This window comes from Acinetobacter sp. YH12112 (assembly GCF_013418945.1).
GTDB lineage: Bacteria > Pseudomonadota > Gammaproteobacteria > Pseudomonadales > Moraxellaceae > Acinetobacter > Acinetobacter indicus.
The window spans coordinates 37,943-52,893 of sequence record NZ_VPBA01000026.1 but is presented as its reverse complement, the minus strand read 5'-3'; the positions used below and the strand labels follow the sequence as shown (position 1 = coordinate 52,893).

Annotated in this window: 12 protein-coding genes; 3 read left to right on the top strand and 9 right to left on the bottom strand. The window is 45.9% G+C overall.

From position 1 onward, the window contains the following. Positions 1 to 418: 418 nt before the first annotated feature. The 3 genes from FTU50_RS10640 to FTU50_RS10630 form a co-directional block, all read right to left on the bottom strand. Positions 419 to 1,654: a dihydroorotase gene (locus tag FTU50_RS10640; protein WP_075174772.1), complete on the bottom strand. Its 1,236-nt coding sequence runs from the start codon at positions 1,652 to 1,654 to the stop codon at positions 419 to 421. A gap of 10 nt (positions 1,655 to 1,664) precedes the next feature. Further along, positions 1,665 to 2,681, bottom strand: a complete 1,017-nt coding sequence (locus FTU50_RS10635; RefSeq protein WP_152342319.1) for an aspartate carbamoyltransferase catalytic subunit — start codon at positions 2,679 to 2,681, stop codon at positions 1,665 to 1,667. 237 nt (positions 2,682 to 2,918) lie between these two features. After that, positions 2,919 to 3,260: a hypothetical protein gene (locus tag FTU50_RS10630; protein WP_180045942.1), complete on the bottom strand. Its 342-nt coding sequence runs from the start codon at positions 3,258 to 3,260 to the stop codon at positions 2,919 to 2,921. A 215-nt stretch (positions 3,261 to 3,475) separates the two neighbouring features. On the opposite strand from FTU50_RS10630, the gene rlmKL reads away from it, so the two are divergent. Further along, positions 3,476 to 5,680 (top strand): bifunctional 23S rRNA (guanine(2069)-N(7))-methyltransferase RlmK/23S rRNA (guanine(2445)-N(2))-methyltransferase RlmL, encoded by a 2,205-nt coding sequence (rlmKL, locus tag FTU50_RS10625; protein WP_180045940.1) that lies wholly within the window; start codon positions 3,476 to 3,478, stop codon positions 5,678 to 5,680. A gap of 251 nt (positions 5,681 to 5,931) precedes the next feature. Here the strand turns inward: rlmKL and clpB are convergent, their stop codons facing one another. From clpB to FTU50_RS10610, 3 genes are all read right to left on the bottom strand, one after another. Continuing rightward, positions 5,932 to 8,511: an ATP-dependent chaperone ClpB gene (gene clpB / locus FTU50_RS10620; RefSeq protein WP_005177034.1), complete on the bottom strand. Its 2,580-nt coding sequence runs from the start codon at positions 8,509 to 8,511 to the stop codon at positions 5,932 to 5,934. A gap of 312 nt (positions 8,512 to 8,823) precedes the next feature. After that, a protein-coding gene (locus FTU50_RS10615; RefSeq protein ID WP_180055341.1) for an IS3 family transposase occupies positions 8,824 to 10,046 on the bottom strand; the annotation gives its coding sequence in 2 pieces (ribosomal slippage) (positions 8,824 to 9,710 and positions 9,710 to 10,046; 1,224 coding nt in all). A 103-nt stretch (positions 10,047 to 10,149) separates the two neighbouring features. Next, on the bottom strand, positions 10,150 to 10,572 hold the full coding sequence (locus FTU50_RS10610) for an OsmC family protein (protein WP_180045938.1): 423 nt from the start codon (positions 10,570 to 10,572) through the stop codon (positions 10,150 to 10,152). A gap of 147 nt (positions 10,573 to 10,719) precedes the next feature. Here FTU50_RS10610 and crp point away from each other — a divergent pair, with 147 nt between their 5' ends. Both crp and FTU50_RS10600 read left to right on the top strand, forming a co-directional pair. Then, positions 10,720 to 11,424 (top strand): cAMP-activated global transcriptional regulator CRP, encoded by a 705-nt coding sequence (gene crp / locus FTU50_RS10605; RefSeq protein WP_005177031.1) that lies wholly within the window; start codon positions 10,720 to 10,722, stop codon positions 11,422 to 11,424. Positions 11,425 to 11,595: 171 nt separating this feature from the next. Next, positions 11,596 to 12,645, top strand: a complete 1,050-nt coding sequence (locus FTU50_RS10600) for an NADP(H)-dependent aldo-keto reductase (RefSeq protein WP_180055079.1) — start codon at positions 11,596 to 11,598, stop codon at positions 12,643 to 12,645. An 88-nt stretch (positions 12,646 to 12,733) separates the two neighbouring features. On the opposite strand, the gene FTU50_RS10595 is transcribed toward FTU50_RS10600, so the two are convergent. The 3 genes from FTU50_RS10595 to FTU50_RS10585 form a co-directional block, all read right to left on the bottom strand. Continuing rightward, positions 12,734 to 13,516 carry a M48 family metallopeptidase gene (locus tag FTU50_RS10595; protein WP_005177027.1) on the bottom strand — a complete coding sequence of 261 codons (783 nt, stop codon included), beginning with the start codon at positions 13,514 to 13,516 and terminating at the stop codon, positions 12,734 to 12,736. A 162-nt stretch (positions 13,517 to 13,678) separates the two neighbouring features. After that, positions 13,679 to 13,987, bottom strand: a complete 309-nt coding sequence (locus FTU50_RS10590) for a hypothetical protein (protein ID WP_005177024.1) — start codon at positions 13,985 to 13,987, stop codon at positions 13,679 to 13,681. A gap of 88 nt (positions 13,988 to 14,075) precedes the next feature. Further along, positions 14,076 to 14,861: a M48 family metallopeptidase gene (locus tag FTU50_RS10585; protein ID WP_075166666.1), complete on the bottom strand. Its 786-nt coding sequence runs from the start codon at positions 14,859 to 14,861 to the stop codon at positions 14,076 to 14,078. Positions 14,862 to 14,951: the final 90 nt, after the last annotated feature.

Sequence of the window (14,951 nt, the reverse complement as noted above, 5' to 3'; positions counted from 1 at the left end):
AATAATTCAAGTGAATTTGTTTGAAAGAAGAACTTTAAAAGCTTTATTTTCACCCGATAAAATACCCATAAAACAAGAGGAAGCTCAAATGAGCTTCCTCTTGTGAAAAATTGTGGGACAGCAATGGGATGGCCGGTGTCTTAACACCGATAAAAATACCGGATAAAAATCATTTAAGGCACGGTTTTTCTCAATGAGGTAATCCGTTTCCCCGTCTAGCACAATGGATGACACGCTATTTTTCAATAATTCTATCAATCTGGTTTGCATGATATGGCCTCATTTTTGTCATTGTTCTACTCGCATTTTTTAGTGTATCTGGTCATTTTTTAGACGTTGTAAATAATTGTGTTTTTCTTTATGTACTTAAATTAAAACATAAAAAAGCCAGCAAATGCTGGCTCTTGAACAGGTGAATTTAGGCCAGGAAAGTCTGAATTACCTTGCCTTTCACGGTTTGCTGAATCAGCGGTGTATTCTTGCCTTGGGACAGAATGCTGTCTTTGTCCAGCGTCCACTCCAGTTCAGGATCGACCAGAATCCAGCCAGCTTCCTGCATCCAGCGATCTGCCATTTGCGCAACCGTCGCCGGTGCCAGTGTCACGGTATGCACCCATTCCAATGGACTGAACAGACCTTCCTCAACCAGTTGCACACCCAAGGGCACAAAGGTATCAAAAGCGGTAAAGCCCGGTAAGGTTTCAGCAAACGGTGCCATTTTGGCCGAACTGCTTAAGGGTTCATGATGGGTACAGATCGCATCAATTACGCCATCTTTTAAGCCCTGACGCAGCAATTCTTTGTCTTTTTCAGCACGTAGCGGTGGACGTACATGCGCCAGCGAGTTAAAGCCATCAATCACCTGATCGGTTAAATGCAGCTGATGCATTGCCACATCACAGGTTACTGGCAGGCCTTTTTCTTTGGCAATTTTAATCAGCTCGACCGAAGCGCCACAGGACAGTAAACCGAAATGCGCACGGACTTTGGTCGCTTCAATCATCAACAGGTATTTGGCAATGGCTACGGTTTCGGCCAGCGCCGGAATCATAGGCAAGCCCTGACGTGAAGCAATAAAGCCTTCATGCACACAGCCATCTTTGGCAATTTGCGGTTCTTCGGCATAGAACACCACGGTCAGGTCCAGACCGGCTGCATATTCCAGCGTGCGAATCACGACATCATCATCGGCAAAGGATGCATTGGCATTGGAAACTGCGGTACAGCCGCCCTTTTTCAGACCGGCCATATTGGCAGGCTGTTTGCCTTGCAAGCCTTGGGTTTGTGCGCCAATCACCTGTAAATAAATACCACCATCCAGCATGGCTTTTTCGACCAGACCATGAATTAAGGCACCATTGTCCTGCACAATCGGCTTGGAATCTGGTGGAGTAAATACGTGCAGAATACCGTTTTCACGTGCTGCCTTGCCTTCAGATTTTAAGGTGCCGTGCTGCTGCTGACCCGGTTCACGCATCCGCGCGCACAGATCGACCATGGTTGGCATCAGCCATTTGCCTTGCCCATCAATGGTTTCAGTCACATCTGCTGTTTCTGCAACCAGCTTGCCATTTTCCAGATATACCGTTTGCACGCGATCAGTCTTTTGCATTGGATCAAGAACGCGGACATTTTCAATTTTTACAATACGCATGACTGATTCCTTATACCGCAATCGCTTCAATTAAACCTTGTTCCTGCAACTGACCCTGCATCGCCAGTGCCAGCACCGCCATACGCACCGCAATACCATTGGTCACCTGATTTAAAATCACCGATTGCGGGCCATCGGCAATGCTGGAATCAATTTCCACACCACGGTTCATCGGTCCCGGGTGCATCACGATACAATCCGGTTTGGCCAGCGCCAGACGCTCTTTGTTCAGGCCATACATTTTGTAGAATTCTGCCGGTGAGGACAGCGCCGGTGAATCAATCCGTTCATTCTGGATACGCAAGGTAATAATCACATCACAGTCACGGATGCCATCTTCCATTTTATTAAACAGGCGTACATCGGCTCCGTATTCTCCAAAACCAAATGGCAGCAAGGTATTCGGTGCAATCACGCGGATATCTTTACAGCCTAAAGTTTGCAACGCCGCCACATCAGAACGTGCCACGCGTGAATGTTTAATATCACCAATAATGGCAATGCTCATGTCAGCAAAGTCTTTTTTGGTTTCACGGCGAATGGTTAGCATATCCAGCATCGCTTGAGTCGGATGGGCATGACGGCCATCTCCGGCATTAATAATTGCGATATTTGGACAGACATCTTTGGCAATAAAATGCGCTGCACCTGAAGAGGAGTGACGCACCACAAAAATATCGGCGGCCATGGCTTCCAAGTTCCACAGCGTATCGCGCAGGGTTTCGCCTTTAGAGGTACTGGAACGGGCAATGTCAATGTTAAGCACGTTGGCCGAAAGACGTTTGGCTGCAGCTTCAAAGGTGGTACGGGTACGGGTTGAATTCTCAAAAAACAGGTTCATAACCGTACGACCTTCCAGCAGGTTGTTAGTGATCAGCTGATTTTGGTCATTAAAAAAGGACTGCGCGGTGTCCAAAATTTTGGTGAGGGTTTGTTTGGAAAGCCCTTCGATGGTGATGAAATGTTTTAGATTTCCATCTTTATTGAGTTGAATCTGGCTCGGAGTATGCAATGCCGCCAAGTGCATGAGAGATTCCTTATACGTTAAGTCAACGTATTATACAGAGATTCCCAAAAGATGGCGCTGAAGATTTCAACATTTAAAGCCCTTTTCCTGTCAAGGAATCAAGTTTTCTTCAATCATTACCATAAATTCAACAGAATAATTCAACCAGTTTTGATCAATATTGCTTAGGCTATTTTTGAGTGATAGATAAAAAAAGCCCTCAGAATCGAGAGCTTGTTGATCTGGATGATGGTGGTTTTAACGCAAGGCACCAATATAATGATGCGACACCTGTGCCCGGTAAATTTCCTCCTCGGTAATTTCTGGTTCAACCTGCTCGTCGATGACCTCATCTAACGGGTTTAGCAACGGTACATTTAAATCCAGTAGTTTGGTCAGCCGTTCAGCATAACGGCTTAATTCGGCATCTCTGGTGGCTAAGGCCAACTCAATCACATCTTTGGCATAGCCCGGATGATCGACCAGATACAAGGCATCAATTACCCTGCCGCTGACCCGGCGTAAACGTGTATACAATAAGGTGGCCACTGAAAAGGCTTCATTGTGGACAATTAACTGATCACTGCTTTCGACTCGCATATTTCCCCGTTCTCCAATTTTAAAATTAAGGTCATTTTTCGTTATCGTTATCCATTGTGCAAAATGTATACCAACCGTTAGGAAGCACAGAAAATGGATCAAATTTAAGTGGGTTTTAGTACAAATAAATCTTGTATATCTTCGGCACAACATCCGCCCAAAGCCGTGAAAATACGTTAAAATATCAGATTGCTTTGTTGCTTTTGGAAATTTACATGCATTCGAAACCGCGTCTTTCTACATACTGGGTCACCTGTGCAGATGGACTTGAAACCTTGCTTCAAGAGGAATTAGAAGGTTTAGGGGTTCAAAATATTGAACGTTTACCGGGTCGTTTAATTTTCAAAGGCAGCTTGGAACAGGCGTATCGCATTTGTATGTGGTCACGTTTGGCTTCCCGTGTCTTAATGCCAATTCACACTTATGAGCTGGAACGCCATCACGACGCACGTGATGTAGCTGAAGAGCTTTATGAAGGTGCAATCAGCTTCGACTGGTCACTGATTTTTGCACCACAAAGCACCTTTGCCATTCGCCTGCATGTGGAACGTGAAATCAAGGTCAATACCCAGTTTGCCACCTTACGCACCAAAGATGGTGTGGTCGATTCCTTTATGGAAGCGGTAGGCCGCCGTCCAAGTATTGACACCAAGCAACCGGAAATTACCCTCTATATTCTGGCCGGTAAAACCGAGCATACCTATTGCCTAGACTTGTCCGGGGATTCGCTACATAAACGTGGCTACCGCCGTTTTATGACCGATGCGCCAATTAAAGAAAACCTGGCCGCGGCAATTTTGCAAAAAGCCAAACTCAAAGAAAAAAATCCGGACATTATTCTGGACCCAATGTGTGGTTCAGGCACCTTTATTATTGAATCCCTGCTGATTTTAACCGACCGTGCGCCAGGTCTGGTACGCCGTTTTGGCTTTAATGGCTGGAATGGCCATGACCATGAACTGTGGATGTCATTAAAGGCAGAAGCGGCTGAGCGTCATCAACAGGCGCTGGAACAGCCACTGCCAAAATTCTATGCTTTTGATGCCGACTGGGAAGCAGTCAAAGCCACCAAGCAGAATATTATTGCTGCCGGTTTTGAACGTCTGCTCGATCATATCCAGATTGAAGAACGCACCTTGTCAGACTGGCCAGATTTTCAGGCCGAAGGCAAAACTGCCTTTGTGGTGACCAACCCGCCGTATGGTGAACGTCTGGGGGATAAAGCCTCAAACCGTGCCTTGTATTTAGGTCTGTCTGCCCTGCTACAAAAACATTTCCCGAACCAGTCTGCTGCTGTCATTGCAGCCCAGGTGGAACAGGCCGATGTGCTGGCATTTAATGAGCCGCAAACCTTACGTTTAATGAATGGTAAGCTGCCAATTTACATTCGTTTTGGTACGGTCAAACCATCGGCAGTAGTAAAACCATTCCTGGCCGACTGGCAGCCACAGCAGTTTGAACCGATTGAAGGTGCCGAAGACTTTACCAACCGTCTGCAAAAAAACATGCAGGCCTTAAAGAAATGGGCGGTTAAAGAAAACGTCTATTGTCTGCGTTTATACGATGCCGATTTACCGGACTTTAATGTCGCGGTCGATTTATATGGTGATCGTCTGCATGTGCAGGAATATGCACCACCGAAGAAAATTGATCCTGAAAAAGCAAAAAAACGCTTTAACCTGGCGCTGCAAGCGATTCGTGCCGTGACCGGTTTAGGCCGTGATGCCGTGTTTATTAAAACCCGTGCCCGTCAGGAAGGTAAAAACCAGTACACCAAACAAAGTACCGCATCGAAACGCTTTATTGTGCAGGAGGGTCAGGCCAAGATTCTGGTTAACCTCACCGACTATCTGGATACCGGCCTATTCCTGGACCATCGCCAGATTCGTTTACGTATTGCCAAAGAAGCTAAAGGCAAGCATTTCCTCAATCTGTACAGCTATACATCAACGGCGAGTTTGCATGCTGCTTTAGGCGGCGCAGCCAGCACCACCAGTGTGGACTTGTCCAACACCTATTTGAACTGGTCCAAAGAAAACTTTGTCTTAAACGGCTTAACCGTCGACCATACCGATGAACAACACCAGTTCTTTGCCAGCGACTGTTTTGAGTGGCTAAAAGAAGGTCATGAGCAATATGACCTGATCTTTATTGATCCGCCCACCTTCTCCAACTCGAAAAAATTCTACGGCACTTTTGATGTACAACGTGACCATGTTTCGCTAATTAAACGCGCCATGAACCGTTTAACCACAGAAGGCACCCTGTACTTCTCGAATAACTATCGCGGTTTTGAAATGGATGAAACCTTGCCAGCGCTGTTTGATATCCAGGAAATCAGCCATGAAACCATTGGTCCAGATTTCAAGCGTAACCAGAAGATTCACCGCGCCTGGAAAATCCAGCATCCACAAATCTAAAATGTGAATGGTAAAGGATGATTTAATCCTTTTCTATTCACAGTTCATTCGATTAGCAATAAAAAGCCTGCTACCCCATAGCAGGCTTTTTTTACATCGGAAACTTTACGCTGTCACTCATCATCCAGCGTGGACTTACTTTGCAGAGTGAATCGCTACATCTGCCCGGCTTTTTGCTGCAGATACCTCCATAAAAAAACCCGGCCGAAGCCAGGTCTTTGATTAAACAGTTTAGATGAACCGTGTGCGGATTAGTTCAGTTTCAGCTTCTGGAAATCCAGTTGGCCTGCATCTGCCGTAATCACAATGGTATCTCCCGGCTGGAAGTCACCGGCCAGAATTTTCTGCGCCAGATTATTTTCTACCTGTTGCTGGATGGCACGTTTTAATGGACGCGCACCGTAAACTGGGTCAAAACCGGCTTCAATCAGCTGGTCAAAGGCAGAATCATCTACCGTTAACTTGATATCGCGGTCGGCCAGACGGGCACGTAAACGGTCCAGCTGGATATCGGCAATACCACGAATCTGCGCTTTTTCCAGGGCATGGAATACTACCAGCTCATCAATACGGTTGATAAACTCCGGACGGAAATGCTCAGACACGGCCGCCATCACTACATTGCGTACATCGTCACGGCTTGGATTATCGCCCAGTTCACGCACATCGCTTGAACCCAGGTTCGAGGTCATTACAATCACGGTGTTTTTAAAGTCCACCACACGGCCCTGCGAGTCGGTCAAGCGACCATCATCCAGCACCTGCAGCAAGATGTTAAATACATCCGGATGGGCTTTCTCCACCTCATCAAACAGCACCACGCTATATGGTTTACGGCGTACGGCTTCGGTTAATACCCCGCCTTCTTCATAGCCGACATAGCCCGGAGGCGCACCGACCAGACGACTGACTGAATGTTTTTCCATAAATTCGGACATATCAATCCGGATCATGGCGTCATCGCTGTCAAACAGGAAGTTGGCCAAGGCTTTGGTTAACTCGGTCTTACCAACACCGGTTGGACCCAGGAACAGGAAAGAACCACTTGGACGGTTCGGATCCGACAACCCGGCACGCGAACGTCGCACTGCGTTCGATACCGCAATCACCGCTTCATCCTGCCCTACCACACGCTGATGCAGGAAGCTTTCCATTTGCAGCAGTTTTTCACGCTCGCCTTGCAGCATTTTCGCAACCGGAATACCGGTGGCTGCGCTGACCACTTCCGCAATTTCGTTATCGGTGACTTTATTGCGCAATAACTTCGGTTCTTCTTTCTCTTCCACCAGCTCATCTTGGGCCAGCTGTTTTTCCAGTTCCGGAATCACGCCATATTGCAGACGCGACATCTCGCCCAGATCATTTTCACGCTGTGCTTTTTGCAAGGCAATACGCGCCTGATCCAGCTGCGCCTGAATCTGCTTAGTGCCTTCGACCAGAGTTTTTTCAGACTTCCACACTTCTTCCAGATCGTTATAGTCTTTTTGGACGTCTTCGATCTGTTTTTCCAGATGACTGACTTCTGCACGGCTGCCGGCATCTTCATCTTTTTTCACAGCTTCAAGTTGCAGCTTTAACTGAATCAGACGGCGTTCCAGCTTATCCAGCGCTTCCGGTTTAGAGTCCAGCTCCATCTTGATGCGCGATGCTGCTTCATCAATCAGGTCAATGGCTTTATCGGGCAACTGACGGTCAGTGATATAACGATGTGACATTTTCGCTGCAGCAATAATCGCCGAGTCGAGAATTTTCACCCCGTGGTGGACTTCATAACGCTCTTTCAGACCACGTAAAATGGCAATGGTGTCTTCGACACTTGGCTCATCGACCAGCACTTTCTGGAAACGGCGCTCAAGGGCGGCATCTTTTTCAATGTACTGACGATATTCATCGAGCGTGGTTGCCCCCACGCAGCGTAATTCACCGCGTGCCAGCGCCGGTTTCAGCATGTTGCCGGCATCCATCGCGCCATCACCTTTACCTGCGCCAACCAGGGTATGCAACTCATCAATAAACAGGATGATTTCGCCTTCATGCTTGGCCAGATCTTTCAGGACCGCTTTTAAACGCTCCTCAAACTCGCCGCGATATTTGGCACCGGCCAGCAATGAACCCAGGTCCAGCGATAACACGCGTTTGCCTTTTAAGCTTTCTGGCACTTCACCATTCACAATACGCTGTGCCAGACCTTCTACAATTGCGGTTTTACCGACCCCAGGCTCACCAATCAGTACCGGGTTATTTTTGGTCCGACGTGACAAGACCTGTACGGTACGGCGGATTTCATCATCACGACCAATCACCGGATCGAGCTTGCCAGCCAGCGCACGTTCGGTTAAATCTACAGTGTATTTATTGAGTGAATCACGTTGATCTTCATGATTATTACTCATCACTTTTTCATCACCTCGAATTTTTAAAATCACCTGACGCAGACTGTCTGCGCTGACACCGATACTGTTCAATAAGCTTTTAGTGGCCCCAACTTCGCTCAGGCCCAGTAATACCCAGTCGGTAGACAGGAATTCATCGCCCGCTTTCTGGGCATAGCTATCGGCCAGGTTTAAGGCTTTAACCGCTTCCGGACTTAAATTAATGTCGCCAGTCGGATTGGCTAGCGTTGGCGCATCATTCAGTGCCTGCTGCAACTTGCTCTGCAAATCACGCAACTGGGCACCGGCCTGCTGTAACAAGCTGACATTGGATGCTTCTTCTAACAGAGTGGCCAAGACATGAATGCCGTCAATGGCGGTATGGTCTTTGCCCATCGCCAGCGATTGCGCATCGGAGAGAGCTTGCTGTAAGCGATTTGTAAATTTTTCAAAACGCATTCTTGTTATTCCTCACAACAATTTTTTCACTTGAAACATATATGGGAGTACTTTTGGCAATTTCAAATGATTTTTCATATATTTTTCAAAGTGTTATTTTAATGCAACAGATATAACTCAATTATAATATTGGTCTGTGACCGGCCAATTTCAAGTCAGCATCAGGATTATTTTTATACAGTAATGCAGCTGCGACCTATGTAACAGGAAACACATATTTTGAGAGCTCTGCCCATTGCGGCCAATTTTTTGCGAGGTCTAAAACAATGTCTTGTCCTGAAATAGATTGACAGTATTCCACTTCAAACCGAGTTAAGCAATTAGCTCGGTTTTTGTTTGCTCATACATCTGATTCGGGGTGTTCATATTTAAACTTAAATGCGGTCTATAACAATTGTAAATCATGATAGATTCCGCAATTAAGTGATCTAACTCCTTCATGGTTTGACATCGCGTGGTTAAAAACTCCTGCTTTAATATTCCATTAATCCGCTCTGCTAATGCATTCTGGTAACAGTCTCCTCCATCTGTCATAGAAGGACATACCCCATAATGGCGTAATGCCGATTGATATAGTTCAGAGCAATACTGAGAGCCTCTGTCTGAATGGTGAATCATCCTGGCTGCCCGATCTGTCACATGCTGCATCGCCATATGTAGTGCCTGCACAACATTCTCTGCACGCATATCATTCGATAACTTATAACCTTTAATCTGGCGGGTATAAGCATCTGTCACTAAGGATAAATAATGTACGCCTTCAGCACTCTCAACATAGGTAATATCACTGACAAAGACTTCATTGGCTTGCACCGCTGAATAATCCTTTAATAAATTTGGATGCTTCTTCATCCAATGCTTGCTATCCGTAGTTTTTGTATAACGACGCTTGGGGCGAATCAATAAATTATTTTCTTTCAATATTTTAAATAACTGATCCCGTCCACACTTTAAACCACGCTGCAACAATTTGCCTTTAATAAGCCAATACAGCTTACGTGTTCCGATACTTGGCATGAGACAGCGATACTCCATAACCAACTCGAGTATTTGTTCTGTTACTTGTGCAGTCATTTGAGCACGTTTTTCTGCTTGATAATAAGCTTGTCGAGTGATTCCTAACCACTGACAATAACGTGAAACGCTTAGTCTTCTTTGGCTTTGCCAATCTTTGAAACGTGCTCGGTATACTTTTTTCCAAGATCAGTCCCACACTCTTTATCAATGTGATAAATCACATCCTGTATAAATTCAGTTTTGAGCTTTTCTGCGGCTAACTGTTTTTCTAATTGGCGGATTCGTTGTTGGGGTGTCAATTGGCGTTTAGAAGAAGTCGGCATATTCGAAGTCCAGTCCTGTTGTCCGTGCTTGCGTAACCATACCAGCACAGTTGATCTTCCTTGAATACCATATTTTGCCTGAGCTTGCTTATAAGTAATTTGCCCTTTTTCTACTTCATGTACCACCATCATTTTAAAGGCAAAGCTATAGTCACGTTGTGTACGTTTAACTCGTTGTTCTCGTTTATGTTCCATAAAATAAGTCTCTTAAGGTGTAAACTTATTTCAGGACGGGACACAATGGAAAAATAAAAAAGCCGGTAATTAACCGACTTTCTACATGACTTTACAGTCATGATTATTCTGCTTCGATAATCTCGAAATCGTGGCTAATTTCAACACCACCATCTGACAGCATTTTGCTGGCTGAACAGTATTTTTCTGCGGATAATTCAACTGCCTTGGCGACCTGCTTTTCCTTGACTGCCTTGCCTGTCACCACAAAGTGCAGATGAATTTTGGTGAACACCGCCGGAATCGAATCGGCACGTTCTGCTTTCAGCTGACAAACCACACCAGTCACCTCCTGACGTGATTTCTTTAAAATGGTCACAATATCAAACGATGCACAACCACCAAGTCCCATTAAAATGAGCTCCATGGGACGTGGTCCACGGTTTTCTCCACCATACTCGGCAGAACCATCCATCACCACGCTATGGCCACTTTCCGATTTTGCTTCAAAAGCAACATTCTCTAGCCAATGAACACTCGTTTGCATTGCAAGTCCTTCAAAAAAACTATAAATTTACAAGGTGCCTGTACACTAACATAATTTGAGTTGATAAGGAATTTCATCTCTACTGTGTGACAAGTTCATACTAGGTCTTGTGCGATCTATTATTTATCCATTTTCGGAACCGTTAGCATGACTTCAAACTTTTCACAATTAAGCACCGATGCCCTGTCTCCTGGTCAATTACCAGATTCAGTCAAGGCATTATTAAAACGTGCATATATCAACCGTTATCCGAAACGGACAACAATTGTTGATGCGGGGTCTGAATCAAAATCACTTTATTTGATTCTGAAAGGATCTGTTTCCATCATTCTGCGTGAAGATGATGATCGCGAAATTGTTGTGGCGTATTTGAATCCGGGTGACTTCTTTGGGGAAATGGGTCTATTCGAAGCAAATCCACAACGTACTGCAGAAGTACGCACACGTGACGTTTGTGAAATTGCCGAAGTGACTTATGAAAACTTCCACGAACTCAGCAAGCAATATCCAGATTTAAGCTATGCGGTATTTGCCCAGCTGGTGCGCCGTTTAAAAAATACCACACGTAAAGTGACTGATCTGGCCTTCATTGATGTTTCAGGCCGTATTGCGCGTTGTCTGATTGACCTGTCTGCGCAGCCTGAAGCCATGATTTTGCCAAATGGCCGTCAAATCCGTATTACCCGTCAGGAAATTGGCCGTATTGTGGGCTGTTCACGTGAAATGGTCGGCCGTGTTCTGAAAACCCTGGAAGAACAAGGCATGATCGAAACTGATGGTAAAGCTATTCTGATTTTTGATGCCTCTTTAGAACAGAACGATGCAGCAGATGAACAGTTTGATGATGAATAAGTTTTAAACTGCAGCATGCTTAAGGCAAATCTTCGGATTTGCCTTTTTTTGTGCCTGTCCGCTATGTGAAAAATATTTACAAACTAACCTAAAATATTGATTTAACAGTCTGCCTGCGATGGTTTAGCCTAGTCCCTATTCGCTTGATGATATTTTGAATAAGGACATCTTATGCAGTTCAATCCCCTTGCTGATACCGGTATTTTATTGCCTGAAATCTGTCTAGGCACCATGACCTTTGGTGAACAGAATACCCAGGATGAAGCCTTTGCCCAGCTGGATTATGCGCTGGAACGTGGCCTGTATTTCTGGGATACCGCCGAAATGTATCCGGTGCCACCGAAACCAGAAACTCAAGGTGCCACCGAAGTCATGATTGGCAACTGGCTCAAGACGCGCGGTGGACGGGACAAGCTGTTTTTGGCCTCAAAAATTGCCGGACCGGCTCAAGGCGGCAGCCATATTCGTGATGGTCAAACCCGTTACAACGCTACCGATATTCGCACTGCCCTGGATGGCAACCTGAAACGCCTGCAAACCGACTATATTGACTTATACCAACTGCACTGGCCACAGCGCCCGACCAACTTCTTTGGCAAACTGGGTTATGGCAATGCCGAAGCCCATGCACAGCAGCATGTCACCGACCTTGAGGAAACCCTGACTGCCTTGCAGCAGGAAATCCAGAACGGCCGGATTCGCTATATTGGCCTCTCCAATGAAACCCCATGGGGCACCATGAAGTTTTTGCATCTGGCGGAAAAACTCGGTTTAAGCAAATTTGTCAGCGTACAAAACCCCTATAACCTGCTGAATCGTACTTATGAAATTGGCATGTCGGAAATTGCCAAATATGAAGGCGTCGGCTTACTGGCTTACTCTCCTCTGGCCTTTGGTTATTTAACCGGGAAATTCCGGCATGGTGCCCGTCCGGCCAATGCGCGTGTTACCCTGTATTCACGCTTTAGCCGCTATAGCAATCCAGAAAGTGAATGGGCCACTGAACAATATGCGCAACTGGCCGAGCAACATGGCCTCAGCTTAACCCAATTGGCTTTGGCGTTTATTAAGCAACAGTTCTTTGTCACCAGTACCATTATTGGCGCGACTTCACTGGAGCAGCTAAAAGAAAATATCGATGCCTTTGACGTCAATCTGTCCGATGACATTTTACAAGGTATTGAAGCGATTCAACGTCAGCAGCCTAACCCAGCGCCTTGATGGCTTTCAATCAAATTCCATCAACCTCATGCATAAAAAAATGCCTCATCATATGAGGCATTTTTAAATCCATTTTAAACCCAGAAGCTTAACGACGGTTCTGGTTATAAATGGCCTGAGCAGCCGGCAAGTTCTCACGCATCGCTGCAATACGCTGGCTGTTCGATGGGTGAGTTGACAGGAACGATGCCCCGCCACCACCTTCTAAGCGGTTCATTTTTTCCCATAAGGTAATTGCCGCTTGCGGGTTATAGCCACCACGCGCCATCAGCATTAAACCGCCTTCATCGGCACGGCTTTCCAGATTACGTGAATATGGCAAGCCCACACCCACCTGTGCACCCAATTGTGCCGCTGCAGCGCCTAACTGGCCAACGTTACTGCCTGCAGCGCTTAAACCGATATTTAAAGCCAGATTGGTCAGTGCCTGCGCGCCAATCTTACTCTTGGCATGTTCTTCTAAAGCATGCACCATTTCATGGCCCATAATCGCAGCAATTTCGGCATCAGTCAGGTTCAGTTTGTTGACGATACCAGTATAGAACACCACTTTACCGCCGGGCGCGACAAAGGCATTAATCTGGTCAGATTTTAATACTGCCAGCTGCCAGCTAAATGGCTGACCAGTCTGGTTCATCTGGTTGGCAACCGGTGTTAAACGCTGGAACACCGTGTTAATACGTTTATAGGTACTTGAACTGGTGTCCAGCTGCCCCTTGTTACGCGCATCTTGCACCATCTGGCTATAACTTTGCGCCGCGGTTGCATTTAGGGTTGCGGTATCTGCACCGGCCATATCGGCCACGGTGGTACAGCCTGAAAAAGTGATTGCACTTGCGGCACAAAAACTCAATACCAATTTTTTGTTCATTATAATAATCTCCGCCATTCGGCTATACACATACTCATGAATTATATGAAATCATTTCAATGCTTTAAATCTGAAATGGCTTCATAATCATATCATTTATGTAAACAATGGCAGTGCTGTGTAAACTGTAGCTACATCAGCAGCAACGAGCGAAATACGGCCTTAATAGGCAAACTGATAGAAAATCCAGAATACCAGACAGAAAATATTCAGGCCCAGATACATCTGCGAAACCACTTCCATTTTCTCTTCCAGTGCCGGATTTTTACGTTTATAGAATAAATAGGCGTTTTGGATCAGTACCAGTGGCACCAAAATACAGGCAAAAATCACACTCAGACCAATAAAGGCCTGATACATAATATTCGGATCATGCTTTTGTAACAGAATCAGCAACATCGCAATGGTCGGTGCACCGCCCATGGCAAATAATAACGAATAGAAAATGGTGCTTGAAATATTTTTATGCATCCTGCCTGACCCAATGTTTTTTCTGTGTTTTATTCTAGCAAGCACCATCTGAATAGACAGTGCTGATGTGTGCAACTTTAGTCTTGAATTACTTCGCAGCGCGGTAATACTGCATTGCTTCCGGCATCATCTGCTGTAACGCGGCAATACGGTCATTATTGCTGGGATGGGTCGACATAAACTTGGCAATGGCGCTATTTCCACGCGCATCATTGGCATTCATTTTCTGCCAGAGCGTAATGGCCGCATTCGGATCATAACCGGCTTTGGCCATTAACAGTAAACCGCCTTTGTCGGCGCGGCTTTCCAGATTACGCGAATAAGGCAACCCTACCCCAAACTGACTGCCTAAATCCAGCAGTAAACCACCATAACCACCGACCGACTGGCCCACATATTGCGAGCCAATACTAACCGCCAGATTGGTCAGGGTCTGGGCGCCAATTTTACTTTTGGCATGTTCTTCCAGTGCGTGTACCATTTCATGGCCCATGATCGCCGCGACTTCATTGTCAGTCAGTTTCAGATTTTCAACAATGCCGGTATAGAACACTACTTTGCCACCCGGGGCCACATAGGCATTAATTTCAGGCGATTTAATGACGGCCACCTGCCACTCAAAGGTCTGCCCGGTCTGGTTCATCTGATCAGCATAGGGCTTCATCTTTAAAAACACACGATTGACTTTCTTATAGGTGGCAGAACGGGTATCTAGCACCTTTTTCTGCTCAGCTTCCTGCAACATTTGCTGATAGCTCTGGCTGGCGTTTAAGTTTAAGGTCGCTGAATCTGCCCCGGCCAATTCTGCCACAGTGGCGCAGCCCGTCAAATGCGCTGCCAGTACAATTCCAATGGCTAAGTTCTTATATTTCATAACATTCTCTAATTGTTCGAAAGTGGCTAGCACTATAAACAAAATCAGGGAATTCTCAAGATGGCACACTATTTTTCTTGGCCAAAAATA